The sequence below is a fragment of the Streptomyces sp. NPDC111628 genome (genome assembly GCF_055635195.1).
In genome coordinates, this window is the sequence record NZ_JBVKBZ010000001.1 from 1,288,875 (window position 1) to 1,303,491 (window position 14,617).

Annotated in this window: 12 protein-coding genes; all 12 read left to right on the plus strand. The window is 71.6% G+C overall.

Features of this window, described 5'->3' with window-relative positions:
- The first annotated feature begins 9 nt into the window (after window positions 1-9).
- The 12 genes from lysA to ACZ7MF_RS06360 all read left to right on the plus strand — a co-directional run bounded on the left by lysA (window position 10) and on the right by ACZ7MF_RS06360 (window position 14,591).
- The gene (gene lysA, locus ACZ7MF_RS06305; RefSeq protein ID WP_471474815.1) at window positions 10-1,401 is read left to right on the plus strand and encodes a diaminopimelate decarboxylase; all 1,392 of its coding nucleotides are present in this window, start codon (window positions 10-12) and stop codon (window positions 1,399-1,401) included.
- A 158-nt stretch (window positions 1,402-1,559) separates the two neighbouring features.
- Window positions 1,560-2,852 (plus strand): homoserine dehydrogenase, encoded by a 1,293-nt coding sequence (locus tag ACZ7MF_RS06310; protein WP_052840680.1) that lies wholly within the window; start codon window positions 1,560-1,562, stop codon window positions 2,850-2,852.
- 6 nt (window positions 2,853-2,858) lie between these two features.
- Window positions 2,859-3,917: a threonine synthase gene (gene thrC / locus ACZ7MF_RS06315; protein ID WP_356862821.1), complete on the plus strand. Its 1,059-nt coding sequence runs from the start codon at window positions 2,859-2,861 to the stop codon at window positions 3,915-3,917.
- Between the two features lie 285 nt (window positions 3,918-4,202).
- Entirely contained in the window at window positions 4,203-5,132 is a 930-nt protein-coding gene (gene thrB, locus ACZ7MF_RS06320; RefSeq protein WP_115744224.1) for a homoserine kinase, read from the plus strand.
- A 429-nt stretch (window positions 5,133-5,561) separates the two neighbouring features.
- Window positions 5,562-7,676, plus strand: coding sequence for a transcription termination factor Rho (rho, locus tag ACZ7MF_RS06325; RefSeq protein ID WP_471474816.1), 2,115 nt, complete (start codon window positions 5,562-5,564; stop codon window positions 7,674-7,676).
- 428 nt (window positions 7,677-8,104) lie between these two features.
- Window positions 8,105-9,253: an LCP family protein gene (locus ACZ7MF_RS06330; RefSeq protein ID WP_471474818.1), complete on the plus strand. Its 1,149-nt coding sequence runs from the start codon at window positions 8,105-8,107 to the stop codon at window positions 9,251-9,253.
- Window positions 9,254-9,377: 124 nt separating this feature from the next.
- Window positions 9,378-9,602, plus strand: a complete 225-nt coding sequence (rpmE, locus tag ACZ7MF_RS06335) for a 50S ribosomal protein L31 (RefSeq protein WP_030420966.1) — start codon at window positions 9,378-9,380, stop codon at window positions 9,600-9,602.
- 108 nt (window positions 9,603-9,710) lie between these two features.
- Window positions 9,711-10,787, plus strand: a complete 1,077-nt coding sequence (gene prfA, locus ACZ7MF_RS06340; protein ID WP_003973637.1) for a peptide chain release factor 1 — start codon at window positions 9,711-9,713, stop codon at window positions 10,785-10,787.
- Window positions 10,788-10,866: 79 nt separating this feature from the next.
- Entirely contained in the window at window positions 10,867-11,712 is an 846-nt protein-coding gene (prmC, locus tag ACZ7MF_RS06345) for a peptide chain release factor N(5)-glutamine methyltransferase (protein WP_471474819.1), read from the plus strand.
- Between the two features lie 50 nt (window positions 11,713-11,762).
- Window positions 11,763-12,410 (plus strand): L-threonylcarbamoyladenylate synthase, encoded by a 648-nt coding sequence (locus tag ACZ7MF_RS06350; protein ID WP_471474821.1) that lies wholly within the window; start codon window positions 11,763-11,765, stop codon window positions 12,408-12,410.
- Window positions 12,407-13,087 (plus strand): arsenate reductase/protein-tyrosine-phosphatase family protein, encoded by a 681-nt coding sequence (locus ACZ7MF_RS06355; protein WP_109033441.1) that lies wholly within the window; start codon window positions 12,407-12,409, stop codon window positions 13,085-13,087. Before ACZ7MF_RS06350 ends, ACZ7MF_RS06355 begins: the two co-directional genes overlap by 4 nt.
- A 247-nt stretch (window positions 13,088-13,334) precedes the next feature.
- The gene (locus ACZ7MF_RS06360) at window positions 13,335-14,591 is read left to right on the plus strand and encodes a serine hydroxymethyltransferase (protein WP_471474822.1); all 1,257 of its coding nucleotides are present in this window, start codon (window positions 13,335-13,337) and stop codon (window positions 14,589-14,591) included.
- Window positions 14,592-14,617: the final 26 nt, after the last annotated feature.

Genomic DNA, 14,617 nt, shown 5'->3' on the forward strand with positions numbered 1-14,617 from the left:
GAAGACGCCATGAGCCGTTCCGCACACCCCGCCGGGCCCCGTCACGCCGATGTCCTGCCCGAAGGGCATTACTCCGCGCCCGCGGACGATCTCAACGCCCTCGATCCCAAGGTCTGGGCCCACACCGTCGGGCGGGACGCGGACGGGGTCGTGACCGTCGGCGGGATCGCCGTCACGCAGCTCGCCGAGGAGTACGGCACCCCCGCCTACATCCTCGACGAGGCCGACTTCCGGGAGCGGGCGCGGGCCTGGCGCACCGCCTTCGGCAACGACGCCGACGTGTTCTACGCCGGGAAGGCCTTCCTGTCGCGCGCCGTCGTGCGGTGGCTGCATGAAGAAGGGCTCAACCTCGACGTCTGTTCCGGCGGCGAGCTCGCCACCGCCCTCTCCGCCGGGATGCCCGCCGAGCGGATCGCCTTCCACGGCAACAACAAGTCGCCGGAGGAGATCGAGCGGGCCGTCCGGGCCGGGGTCGGGCGGATCGTGCTCGACTCCTTCCAGGAGATCGTGCGGGTCGCGCACATCGCCCAGTCGCTCGGCAAGCGGCAGCGGGTGCAGATCCGGATCACCGTCGGGGTCGAGGCGCACACGCACGAGTTCATCGCCACCGCCCACGAGGACCAGAAGTTCGGGATTCCGCTGGCCGGCGGGCAGGCTGCCGAAGCGGTGCGGCGGGCCCTGCAACTCGACGGGCTCGAGGTCATCGGGATCCACTCGCACATCGGGTCGCAGATCTTCGACATGTCGGGGTTCGAGGTCGCCGCGCACCGGGTGGTGGGGCTGCTGAAGGACATCCGGGACGAGCACGGGGTCGAGCTGCCCGAGATCGACCTCGGCGGCGGGCTCGGCATCGCGTACACCAGTGACGACGACCCCCGCGAGCCGCACGAGATCGCCAAGGCGCTGACCGAGATCGTGACGCGGGAGTGCGAGGCCGCCCGGCTCGCCACCCCCCGCATCTCCGTCGAGCCCGGGCGGGCCATCGTCGGGCCCACCGCCTTCACGCTCTACGAGGTCGGCACCGTCAAGCCCCTCGACGGGCTGCGGACCTACGTCTCCGTCGACGGCGGGATGTCGGACAACATCCGGACCGCGCTGTACGACGCCGAGTACAGCGTCGCCCTCGCCTCCCGCACCTCCGACGCCGAGCCGATGCTCGTGCGCGTCGTCGGCAAGCACTGCGAGAGCGGGGACATCGTGGTCAAGGACGCCTTCCTGCCGGGGGACCTGGCACCCGGTGACCTCATCGCCGTACCGGCGACGGGGGCGTACTGCCGCTCGATGGCCAGCAACTACAACCACGCGCTGCGGCCGCCGGTCGTCGCCGTGCGGGACGGTGCGGCGCGGGTCGTCGTGCGGCGGGAGACCGAGGAGGATCTGCTGCGTCTCGACGTCGGGTGACGTCCGAGGGGGGAGAGGCCGGGGGCGGGCGAAGATCTTTCGGTCCGCACCCCCTCCGAAAATGAAATAAACGTCTCACGATCCGGACGAAAGGCAGAAAATCCCGTCCGGTGCGTGAGACTGGTCCAACCGTAGACGGTATGAGGAAACGAGGTCGGATGATGCGTACGCGTCCGCTGAAGGTGGCGCTGCTGGGCTGTGGAGTGGTCGGCTCAGAGGTGGCGCGCATCATGACGACGCACGCCGCCGACCTCGCCGCCCGGATCGGGGCCCCGGTGGAGCTCGCGGGCGTCGCCGTACGGCGGCCCGACAAGGTGCGGGAGGGGATCGACCCGGCCCTCGTCACCACCGACGCCACCGCCCTCGTCAAGCGCGGGGACATCGACGTCGTCGTCGAGGTCATCGGGGGGATCGAGCCCGCGCGGACGCTCATCACCACCGCCTTCGCGCACGGCGCCTCCGTGGTCTCCGCCAACAAGGCGCTCATCGCCCAGGACGGCGCCGCGCTGCACGCCGCCGCCGACGAGCACGGCAAGGACCTGTACTACGAGGCCGCCGTCGCCGGTGCCATCCCGCTGATCCGGCCGCTGCGCGAGTCCCTCGCCGGCGACAAGGTCAACCGGGTGCTCGGCATCGTCAACGGGACGACCAACTTCATCCTCGATGCCATGGACACCACGGGGGCGGGCTACCAGGAGGCGCTCGACGAGGCCACCGCGCTCGGGTACGCCGAGGCCGACCCGACCGCCGACGTCGAGGGCTTCGACGCCGCCGCCAAGGCCGCCATCCTCGCCGGGATCGCCTTCCACACGCGCGTGCGCCTCGACGACGTCTACCGCGAGGGCATGACCGAGGTCACCGCCGCCGACTTCGCCTCCGCCAAGGAGATGGGCTGCACCATCAAGCTGCTCGCCATCTGCGAGCGGGCGGCGGACGGAGGATCGGTCACCGCGCGCGTGCATCCCGCGATGATCCCGCTCAGCCACCCGCTGGCCAATGTGCGCGAGGCGTACAACGCGGTCTTCGTCGAGTCCGACGCCGCCGGACAGCTCATGTTCTACGGGCCCGGCGCCGGCGGTTCGCCGACCGCGTCCGCCGTGCTCGGCGACCTGGTGGCCGTGTGCCGCAACCGGCTGGGCGGAGCGACCGGACCCGGTGAGTCCGCGTACGCCGCCCTGCCCGTCTCCCCGATGGGCGACGTCGTCACGCGCTACCACATCAGCCTCGACGTGGCCGACAAACCGGGCGTGCTCGCCCAGGTCGCGACCGTGTTCGCGGAGCACGGTGTCTCCATCGACACCGTGCGGCAGTCCGGCAAGGACGGCGAGGCATCCCTCGTCGTCGTCACCCATCGCGCGTCCGACGCCGCCCTCGGCGGTACGGTCGAGGCGCTGCGCAAGCTCGACACCGTGCGGGGTGTCGCCAGCATCATGCGGGTTGAAGGAGAGTAACCAGCAATGACCCACCAGTGGCGCGGAATCATCGAGGAGTACCGGGACCGGCTGCCCGTCTCCGACCGCACGCCCGTCGTGACGCTCCGTGAGGGCGGCACCCCGCTCGTGCCCGCGCAGGTGCTCTCCGAGCGCACGGGCTGCGAGGTCCACCTCAAGGTCGAGGGGGCGAACCCGACCGGGTCCTTCAAGGACCGCGGCATGACCATGGCCATCAGCAAGGCCAAGGAGGAGGGCGCGCAGGCCGTCATCTGCGCGTCCACCGGCAACACGTCCGCCTCCGCCGCCGCGTACGGCGTGCGCGCGGGCATGGTCTCCGCCGTGCTCGTGCCGCAGGGCAAGATCGCGCTCGGCAAGATGGGCCAGGCCCTCGTGCACGGCGCGAAGATCCTCCAGGTCGACGGCAACTTCGACGACTGCCTGACGCTGGCCCGTGCGCTCAGCGACAACTACCCGGTGGCACTGGTCAATTCGGTCAACCCGGTGCGTATCGAGGGGCAGAAGACGGCTGCCTTCGAGATCGTGGACATGCTCGGCGACGCGCCCGACATACATGTCCTCCCGGTGGGCAACGCGGGCAACATCACCGCGTACTGGAAGGGGTACCAGGAGTACGCCGCCGACGGGGTCAGCACCAGGAAGCCCCGCATGTGGGGGTTCCAGGCCTCCGGCTCCGCCCCGATCGTGCGCGGCGAGGTCGTCAAGGACCCGTCGACCATCGCCACCGCCATCCGGATCGGCAACCCCGCCTCGTGGGACTTCGCGCTCGCCGCGCGGGACGAGTCGGGCGGCGCCATCGACGAGGTGACGGACCGTGAGATCCTGCGCGCCTACCGGCTGTTGGCCTCCCAGGAGGGCGTCTTCGTGGAGCCCGCATCCGCCGCGTCCGTGGCCGGCCTGCTGAAGGCCGCCGAGCAGGGCAAGGTCGACCCGGGGCAGCGCATCGTGTGCACCGTCACCGGCAACGGGCTGAAGGACCCGGACTGGGCCGTCGCCGGCGCCCCGCAGCCGGTCACCGTCCCGGTCGACGCGGCGACGGCGGCCGAGCGGCTCGGGCTGGTCTGAGCGCCGCGCCGGTGAAAGGCGCCCGGCGCAGGAGGGCGTAGGCGACGCCCGGCCGGGAAAGTCACTTACGGGGGGTGCACAGGGGGCTTACGACACGCATCGTGCGCCTCCTGTGCGCCCTATGTCGCCACAGAACCTTCCTTCGATAGGCTGTACCTAACCCGCCTGCCGCATATGCCGCGGTACCGCGCCGTCTCCGCGGTCGCGCCCAGGGTTCTGTACGTCATCGTCGTCGTCATCGAATGTCATTCGACAGTCACGCAGCTCAAGGAGAGTCATCGAGCGATGGCCGGTCCAGCGTTCCGCGCCGCCGCCGTCAGGGTGCGCGTCCCCGCCACCAGCGCCAATCTCGGTCCGGGCTTCGACGCCCTCGGCCTCGCGCTGGGTCTGTACGACGACGTGGTCGTCCGGGTGGCCGACTCCGGGCTGCACATCGACATCGCGGGTGAGGGCAGCGAGACCCTTCCGCGCGACGAGCAGCACCTCCTCGTCCGTTCCCTGCGCACCGCCTTCGACCTGCTCGGCGGGCAGCCGCGCGGCCTGGAGATCGTCTGCGCCAACCGCATTCCGCACGGCCGCGGCCTCGGCTCCTCCTCCGCCGCCATCTGCGCCGGCATCGTCGCCGCGCGCGCGGTGACCATAGGCGGCGAGGCCCGCCTCGACGACGCCGCGCTGCTCGACCTCGCCACCGAGATCGAGGGCCACCCCGACAACGTGGCGGCCTGTCTCCTGGGCGGATTCACGCTCTCCTGGATGGAGTCCGGCGCCGCCCGGGCGATCAGGATGGAGCCCTCCGATTCCATCGTTCCGGTGGTTTTCGTGCCCGGAAAGCCGGTGCTGACCCAGACCGCGCGCGGACTGCTCCCGCGCAGCGTCCCGCACGTCGACGCCGCCGCCAACGCCGGCCGCGCCGCGCTGCTCGTCGAGGCCCTCACCCGGCGCCCCGAGTTGCTGCTGCCGGCCACCGAGGACCGCCTGCACCAGGAGTACCGCGCGCCGGCCATGCCGGAGAGCACGGCGCTGGTGGAACGGCTGCGTGGCGACGGCATCCCCGCGGTGATCTCGGGTGCCGGACCCACGGTGATGGCACTGGCCGACGCCGACACGGCCGACAAGGTCGAGGCGTTGGCCGGAACGGACTGGGCGGCCAACCGGCTCGGCCTGGACCAGCAGGGCGCAACCGTCCTGCCTCTGGCGACCGCCAGCGACACCTGACGCGGACGGTTGCCGGATTTCGAGAGGGGGAATGTTTGTTGGATCCGGTAGTGTTAACCTCAAGTCTGCACCCGACCCCACCATGGCGAGGTGCCTCGTGTCCCCGTCCGGGACAGACATTCTTCCGGGAGCCCCCCAAGCCGCATTCTGCAGTGGATGTCGTACGTGATCAGTACGGCCAACACGGGCATTGAGCGGCCCACCGGTGGGGGTTACCCCCTCTGGGGGAGTTTCGGAACCGGTGCGACCACGCCGCATGACACAGACACCGGGTGCCACGGCTAGGGGAAGCGCCATCACCAGATATCTCTTCCGCCGTTCAGGCGGACCACCGCCCCGGCACGGTTCACACAGCAAGGACCGAAGCCGGACAGCACAACCGGTCGCCGAGCCAGACAGGCCGACGTCCGCTCCAGGGAAGGACCCTTCGTGAGCGACACCACCGATCTGATGGGCGCACGTGTCGAGGAGACCGCTGCCGCGCCCGCCACGGACGCCTCCGCGCCTGCCACCGGTGCCGGCTCCCGGCGGCGCCGCGGTACCGGCCTCGAGGGCATGGTGCTGGCCGAGCTGCAGCAGGTCGCATCCGGCCTCGGCATCAGGGGCACCGCGCGTATGCGCAAGAGCCAGCTGATCGAGGTCATCAAGGAGGCGCAGGCCGCGGGGGGAGCCCCCGCCAAGGCCGCGCCCGCCGCCGCGGACACCGCCGGCGAGACCAAGCCGAAGCGCCGCAGCACCTCCCGGACCCGTACGGGCGACGAGGCACCCGCCGAGAAGGCGGAGCGGGCGGAGAAGGCCGGCAAGGCCGACAAGAAGGCGGACAAGGCGGCCGCCGACAAGGCCGCCCAGCAGCAGATCGACATCCCCGGTCAGCCGTCCCCCAAGGTCAACGCCTCGGCCGAGCAGGCCGCCGACGACGCTCCCGCCGAGCGCCGTCGTCGCCGGGCCACCTCCGACGCGGGCAGCCCGTCCGCCACTGACACGACGGTGGCCGTCGAGACCCGCGCCGAGCCGAAGGCCGACGCATCGGCCGCGCAGCAGCAGACGCAGGGCCACCAGCAGGGCCAGGGCGACGCCCGTTCCGACGGTGAGGGCGGCGACGGCCGCCGCCGCGACCGCCGCGACCGCGGTGACCGTGGCGACCGCGGTGACCGCGGTGACCGTGGCGACCGCGGTGACCGTGGTGGCCGCGACCGGCGCAACAAGGGCGACGACCAGCAGAACCAGGGCGGCGGCCGCCAGGACCGTCAGCAGCAGGGCGGCGGCGGACGCCAGGACCGCCAGCAGCATGACGACGGTTACGACGACGACGGCAGCGGCCGTCGGGGCCGCCGCGGCCGCTACCGGGACCGCCGGGGCCGTCGCGGGCGCGACGAGATCCAGGAGCCGCAGATCAACGAGGACGACGTCCTCATCCCGGTCGCCGGCATCCTCGACATCCTCGACAACTACGCGTTCATCCGGACCTCCGGCTACCTGCCCGGCCCCAACGACGTGTACGTCTCCCTCGCCCAGGTCCGCAAGAACGGCCTGCGCAAGGGCGACCACATCACCGGTGCCGTGCGCCAGCCCAAGGACGGCGAGCGCCGCGAGAAGTTCAACGCGCTCGTCCGCCTGGACTCCCAGAACGGCATGGCGCCCGAATCCGGGCGCGGACGGCCGGAGTTCAACAAGCTGACGCCGCTCTACCCGCAGGACCGCCTCCGCCTGGAGACGGACCCGGGCGTCCTCACCACCCGCATCATCGACCTGGTCGCGCCGATCGGTAAGGGCCAGCGCGGTCTGATCGTGGCCCCGCCGAAGACCGGCAAGACCATGATCATGCAGGCGATCGCCAACGCGATCACGCACAACAACCCCGAGTGCCACCTGATGGTCGTCCTGGTCGACGAGCGTCCCGAAGAGGTCACCGACATGCAGCGGTCGGTGAAGGGCGAGGTCATCTCCTCGACCTTCGACCGCCCGGCCGAGGACCACACCACGGTCGCCGAGCTGGCCATCGAGCGCGCCAAGCGCCTGGTGGAGCTGGGTCACGACGTCGTCGTGCTGCTCGACTCGATCACGCGTCTGGGCCGTGCGTACAACCTCGCCGCCCCGGCCTCCGGCCGCATCCTGTCCGGTGGTGTCGACTCGACCGCCCTGTACCCGCCGAAGCGCTTCTTCGGTGCGGCCCGCAACATCGAGGACGGCGGCTCGCTGACCATCCTCGCCACCGCCCTGGTGGACACCGGGTCCCGCATGGACGAGGTCATCTTCGAGGAGTTCAAGGGCACCGGCAACGCCGAGCTCAAGCTCGACCGGAAGCTCGCCGACAAGCGCATCTTCCCGGCGGTGGACGTGGACGCGTCCGGTACCCGCAAGGAAGAGATCCTGCTCGGCAGCGACGAGCTCGCCATCACCTGGAAGCTGCGCCGCGTGCTGCACGCGCTCGACCAGCAGCAGGCGATCGAACTGCTCCTCGACAAGATGAAGCAGACGAAGTCGAACGCCGAGTTCCTGATGCAGATCCAGAAGACGACCCCGACGCCCGGCAACGGCGACTGAGTCACCGCCGCGCACCTCAGGGGCCGCCTCCGTTTCGGGGGCGGCCCCTTCGTCATGGACCGGTGCCTGTGCCTACTGCCGCCACCTGTGACCTGCACCCACGGCCTGCACCCACGGCCTGCACTCACGGCCTGCACCCACGGCCTCCACCTGCGACCTTCGCCACACGGACCGGCCCGGGCGGGGTTCCGTCGGGTCCGGGCCGGTGCTCGCGGATGCCCAGGTCAGCGAGGCGGAGCAGCGCAGTCCGAACACGCTCCGTCACCGTTTCCGCACCGGTTCGCCACAGACTGTTGTGCAACCCTGTCCCGAGTTCCGCCGTCTGAGCTACGGAGGGACCATGGTGAGGTACCGGCGCCGACCACCGGAGCCGACCGACCCGACCCTGAGCGCAGGGGGTAACCGACCGGACGAACACCGAGGAGCCCATGTCCGCCGAGAGCACGCCGGATCCCGCGATACCCGGCCCCGGCCAGTCCCGCACCCCCGGCCCCGGCCGCCGGGGCAAGGGCCGCCGCCGCAAGCCCACGGCCAAGCGGCGCAAGGCCCTGCTCGTCGCGGCCTGGAGCGCCGCGGGCATCGTGGTCCTCGGCGGTACCGGAGCCGGAGTCCTGTACTTCAAGCTCAACGGCAACCTCACGAGCGTCGACATCGACCAGGCGCTCGGCGCCGACCGGCCCGAGAAGGCCGACAACGGCTCCGAGAACATCCTGGTCCTCGGCTCCGACACCCGCTCCGGCGGCAACAAGAAGCTCGGCGGCGGCACCGACGACGGCACCGCCCGCTCGGACACGGCGATGATCGTGCACGTCTACAAGGGCCACAAGAAGGCCAGCGTGGTCTCCATCCCGCGCGACACCCTCATCGACCGCCCCGACTGCACCGACACCGACGGCGACGAGCACCCCGCCGCCGACGGCGTGATGTTCAACTCCGCCTACTCCACCGGCGGCGCCGCCTGCGCCGTGAAGACCGTCGAGTCCATCAGCGGCCTGCGCATGGACCACTACCTCGAGGTCGACTTCAGCGGCTTCCAGAACCTCATCGACGACCTCGGCGGCGTACAGGTCACCACCACCGAGAACATCAAGGACCCCGACAGCCACCTCGACCTCCAGGCCGGCACCCACCGGCTCGACGGCGAGCAGGCCCTCGGCCTGGTCCGCACCCGGCACGGCGTCGGCGACGGCTCCGACCTCGGCCGCATCCAGCTCCAGCAGGCCTTCGTCAAGGCCCTGGTCGACCAGGTCAAGGACATCGGCCTGCTCGGCAACCCCAAGAAGCTGTACGACATCGCCGACACCGCCACCAAGACCGTCACCACCGACTCCGACCTGGGCTCGGTGAACTCCCTGATGTCCTTCGCGAGCGGCCTGAAGGGCATCGGCCCCGACAAGATGCACATGGTCACCATGCCGGTGATCTACGATCCCGCCGACGCCAACCGGGTCCTGGTCGAGAAGGCCAAGGCCCAGCAGGTCTGGACGGCCCTGAAGAACGACCGCCCGATCCCGGAGTCGGCCACGCAGGGCACGGCCACCGGTGAGGCCAAGGGCGTCGTCAACACCGGGGAATAGTTCACGCCGCCCCCCGGTTTTGGGGGATGGCCCCAGTCCTGGCAGACTGGTACGTCGGCTCCGGTTCACGCTCCCGCATCCCGCGGCTGCGACCCGGCGCCCTCCCGGAACAGTAGGAGACACCTTGAAGCGCGACATCCACCCCGAGTACGTCGAGACGCAGGTCAGCTGCACCTGTGGCGCGTCGTTCACCACCCGCAGCACCATTCAGTCCGGCACCGTCCGGGCCGAGGTCTGCTCCGAGTGCCACCCGTTCTACACGGGCAAGCAGAAGATCCTCGACACCGGTGGCCGCGTGGCCCGCTTCGAGGCCCGCTTCGGCAAGGCTTCCGCCGGCTCCAAGAAGTAGCGAGCCTCCAACCGCCGGTCCACGGCCGCATCCCCTCCCCGGGGAGCGCCGGGACCGGCGTTTTTGGTCGCCCGCCTTCCCTTTCCCACGCAGTAGCAGGAGCCCAAGATGTTCGAGGCCGTCGAGGAACTCGTCGCCGAGCACGCCGACCTGGAGAAGAAGCTCGCCGACCCGTCGGTCCACTCCGACCAGGCGAACGCGCGCAAGCTGAACAAGCGGTACGCCGAGCTGACCCCGATCGTCGCCACGTTCCGCTCCTGGAAGCAGACCGGCGACGACATGGAGACCGCGCGCGAGTTCGCGGCCGACGACCCCGACTTCGCCGCCGAGGTCAAGGAGCTGGACAAGCAGCGCGACGAGCTCACCGAGAAGCTCCGGCTGCTCCTCGTCCCGCGCGACCCCAGCGACGACAAGGACGTCATCCTCGAGATCAAGGCCGGCGCCGGCGGCGACGAGTCGGCGCTCTTCGCGGGCGACCTGCTGCGCATGTACCTGCGTTACGCCGAGCGGATCGGCTGGAAGACCGAGATCATCGACTCCACCGAGTCCGAGCTGGGCGGCTACAAGGACGTCCAGGTCGCCGTGAAGACCAAGGGCGGCCAGGGCGCCACCGAGCCCGGCCAGGGCGTCTGGGCCCGCCTCAAGTACGAGGGCGGCGTGCACCGCGTGCAGCGCGTCCCCGCGACCGAGTCCCAGGGCCGCATCCACACCTCCGCGGCGGGTGTCCTCGTGACCCCCGAGGCCGAGGAGATCGACGTCGAGATCAACCCCAACGACCTCCGTATCGACGTCTACCGCTCCTCCGGGCCCGGTGGCCAGTCCGTCAACACCACCGACTCCGCCGTGCGCATCACGCACATCCCGACCGGAGTCGTCGCCTCCTGCCAGAACGAGAAGAGCCAGCTGCAGAACAAGGAGCAGGCGATGCGTATCCTGCGCTCCAGGCTGCTCGCGGCGGCGCAGGAGGAGGCGGAGAAGGAGGCCGCGGACGCCCGGCGCAGCCAGGTCCGCACCGTCGACCGCTCCGAGAAGATCCGTACGTACAACTTCCCGGAGAACCGCATCTCGGACCACCGCGTCGGCTTCAAGGCGTACAACCTGGACCAGGTCCTGGACGGCGACCTCGACTCGGTGATCCAGGCCTGCGTCGACGCGGACTCGGCGGCCAAGCTCGCCGCTGCCTGAGCCCTGCCCGCACCGCCCCGCACCGCATCCGTACCCGCACCCCCGTACCGGACGACCAGCTCAGCCCCGGAGGACCAGCGTGAACCTGCTGCTCGCGGAGGTGGCCCAGGCCACCCAGCGGCTGGCCGACGCCGGCGTGCCCTCGCCGCGCACCGACGCGGAGGAGCTCGCCGCGTATCTGCACGGCGTCAAGCGGGGCGAGCTGCACGCCGTGCCGGACGCGGACTTCGACGCCCGGTACTGGGAGGTCGTCGCCCGCCGCGAGGCGCGCGAGCCGCTCCAGCACATCACCGGCCGCGCCTACTTCCGCTACCTGGAGCTCCAGGTCGGCCCCGGCGTCTTCGTGCCCCGACCGGAGACCGAGTCGGTCGTCGGCTGGGCCATAGACGCGGTGCGCGCCATGGACGTCGTCGAGCCCTGCATCGTCGACCTGTGCACCGGCTCGGGCGCCATCGCGCTCGCGCTCGCCCAGGAGGTGCCGCGCTCGCGCGTGCACGCCGTGGAGCTGTCCGAGGACGCCCTCAGGTGGACGCGCAGGAACATGGAGGGGTCCAGGGTCGACCTGCGCCAGGGAGACGCCCTGACGGCCTTCCCGGACCTCGACGGCCAGGTCGACCTGGTGGTGTCCAACCCGCCGTACATCCCGCTCACCGAGTGGGAGTACGTCGCCCCCGAGGCCCGCGACCACGATCCCGAGCTGGCCCTGTTCTCCGGCGAGGACGGCCTCGACCTGATCCGCGGCCTGGAGCGCACCGCGCACCGCCTGCTGCGCCCCGGCGGCGTGGTCGTCGTCGAGCACGCCGACACCCAGGGCGGCCAGGTGCCGTGGATCTTCACCGAGGAGCGGGGCTGGGCCGACGCGGCCGACCACCCCGACCTCAACAACCGGCCTCGTTTCGCGACGGCCCGCAAGGCACTGCCGTGAACACCCCGACGACTCCCACCCCGCAGTACGTGTACGAGGAGGCCAGCTAAATGGCACGGCGTTACGACACCAACGACGCGACCGACCGAGTGACCGGTCTGCGTGAGGCCGCGTCCGCCGTCCGCCGTGGCGAGCTCGTGGTGCTGCCGACGGACACCGTGTACGGCATCGGCGCCGACGCCTTCACCGCGGAGGCCGTCGGTGATCTCCTGGAGGCCAAGGGGCGCGGCCGCAACATGCCCTCCCCGGTCCTGATCGGCTCGCCGAACACCCTGCACGGCCTGGTCACCGACTTCTCCGAGATGGCCTGGGAGCTGGTCGACGCCTTCTGGCCCGGCGCGCTGACCCTGGTCGCCAAGCACCAGCCGTCCCTCCAGTGGGACCTGGGCGAGACCCGGGGCACGGTCGCCGTCCGCATGCCGCTGCACCCGGTCGCCATCGAGCTGCTCACCGAGGTCGGCCCGATGGCCGTCTCCTCCGCCAACCTGACCGGCCACCCGGCGCCCGAGGACTGCGACGCCGCCCAGCAGATGCTCGGCGACTCCGTCTCCGTCTACCTCGACGGCGGGCCCACGCCCGGCATCGTCCCGTCGTCCATCGTCGACGTCACCCGGGAGGTGCCGGTCCTGCTGCGCGCGGGCGCGCTGACGGCGGAGGAACTGCGCAAGGTGGTACCCGACCTCGAGGTGGCGAATTGACGGCCCCTGAGACGGGGCGTGGCATAGGCAACGGGGAGCGCGCCGCGGAGATCACGACCACGTTCGTCGGCCTCCCGCGCGACAGCTTCCGCATCCTCCACGTCAGCACCGGAAACGTCTGCCGCTCGCCGATCACCGAGCGGCTGACCCGGCACGCGGTGAAGGAGCGGCTCGGTGTGCTGGGCGGCGGCCTGATCGTGGAGAGCGCGGGCACCTGGGGCCACGAGGGCGCGCCGATGGAGGCGAACGCCGAGACGGTCCTCACGGACTTCGGCGCCGACCCCGCCGGCTTCACCGGCCGCGAGCTGCTCGACGAGCACGTGATCCGCGCCGACCTGGTCCTCACCGCGACCCGGGACCACCGGGCCCAGGTCATCTCCATGGGCCACTCCGCGGGCCTGCGCACCTTCACCCTGAAGGAGTTCACCCGCCTGGTGAACGCCATCGACCCGGCGACGCTCCCTCCCCTGGAGGACGGCGTGGTCACCCGCGCCCGCGCCCTGGTCCGCGCCGCCGCCGCTCTACGCGGGTGGCTCCTCGCGCCCACGGTCGAGGCCGACGAGGTGTACGACCCGTACGGCGCCCCGCTGACCTTCTTCCGCTCCATCGGCGACGAGATACACCAGGCCCTGGACCCGGTGGTGACAGCTCTGACCGGGGTCCCTGCGCGGGCCTGAGGCGGACCGGGGCGGGACCCGGCCCGTGGAGCCGGTGGGCGGAGTCCGCCGCAGCGTGCCGATGCGCGGGAGGCCCTCCGGGGCCGAGCGGTGCGAGGGGCGCGTCCGGGGCGGGGTCCCGGTGGTGACGGCGCTGACGGGGGTCCCCGCGCGGATGCGGGGACCCGCCCCGCGCACACCGGGCGTCTTTGTCGTGGCGGGCCTACATTGGTGCTACGTCACCGTCGACGCATGCCCGGAGCGCACCATGTCGGTCACCCACGAGATCATCGAGGCCGATGACAGTTCGGTCGGAGTCCTGCTGCGCCAGGATCCCGAGCTGGCCGAGATCCTGTTCGCCGAAGGCCGCCGCCAGTCGACGACCCTGCAGCTGATCGCCGCCGAGAACTTCACGTCGCCCGCCGTGCTCGCCGCCCTCGGCTCACCGCTGGCCAACAAGTACGCCGAGGGCTACCCGGGCGCCCGCCACCACGGCGGCTGCGAGATCGTCGACGTGGCCGAGCGGCTGGCCGCCCAGCGGGCCCAGGCGCTCTTCGGCGCCGAGCACGCCAACGTGCAGTCCCACTCCGGCTCCTCCGCCGTACTGGCCGCCTACGCCGCCCTGCTGCGCCCCGGCGACACCGTCCTCGCCCTCGGCCTGCCCTACGGCGGCCACCTCACCCACGGCTCACCCGCCAACTTCTCCGGCCGCTGGTTCGACTTCGTCGGCTACGGCGTGGACGCGGAGACCGGGCTGATCGACCACGACCAGGTGCGCACCCTGACCCGCGCCCGCCGGCCCAAGGCGATCGTCTGCGGCTCCATCGCCTACCCCCGCCACCTCGACTACGCCGCCTTCCGTGACATCGCCGACGAGGTGGGCGCCTACCTCATCGCCGACGCCGCCCACCCGATCGGACTCGTCGCCGGGGGAGCGGCGCCCAGTCCGGTGCCGTACGCCGACATCGTGTGCGCCACCACGCACAAGGTGCTGCGGGGACCCCGAGGCGGCATGATCCTGTGCGGAAGCGAACTGGCGGAACGGGTCGACCGGGCCGTCTTCCCGTTCACCCAGGGCGGGGCCCAGATGCACACCATCGCCGCCAAGGCCGTCGCCTTCGGGGAGGCGGCGACCCCCGCCTTCGCCGCCTACGCCCACCAGGTCGTCGCCAACGCCCGGGCACTCGCGGCCCACCTGGCCGCCGAGGGCCTGGTCGTCACCACCGGCGGCACCGACACCCACCTGCTCACCGCCGACCCCGCCCCGCTCGGCGTCGACGGGAAGGCCGCACGGGGGCTGCTCGCGGCGGCCGGGATCGTCCTGGACTGCTGCGCGCTGCCGCACGCGGACGCCCGCGGGCTGCGCCTGGGCACGGCGGCGGTCACCACCCAGGGCATGGGGGAGCGGGAGATGCGGGCGGTGGCCACGCTGGTCGCCGGGGTGCTGCGCGGGACGACGGACCCGGCCGCGGCACGGGCCGACGTAAGGGACCTGACCGCGCAATTCCCCCCGTACCCGGACTGAGACCGGGTAGGCGTACAGGCGTACAC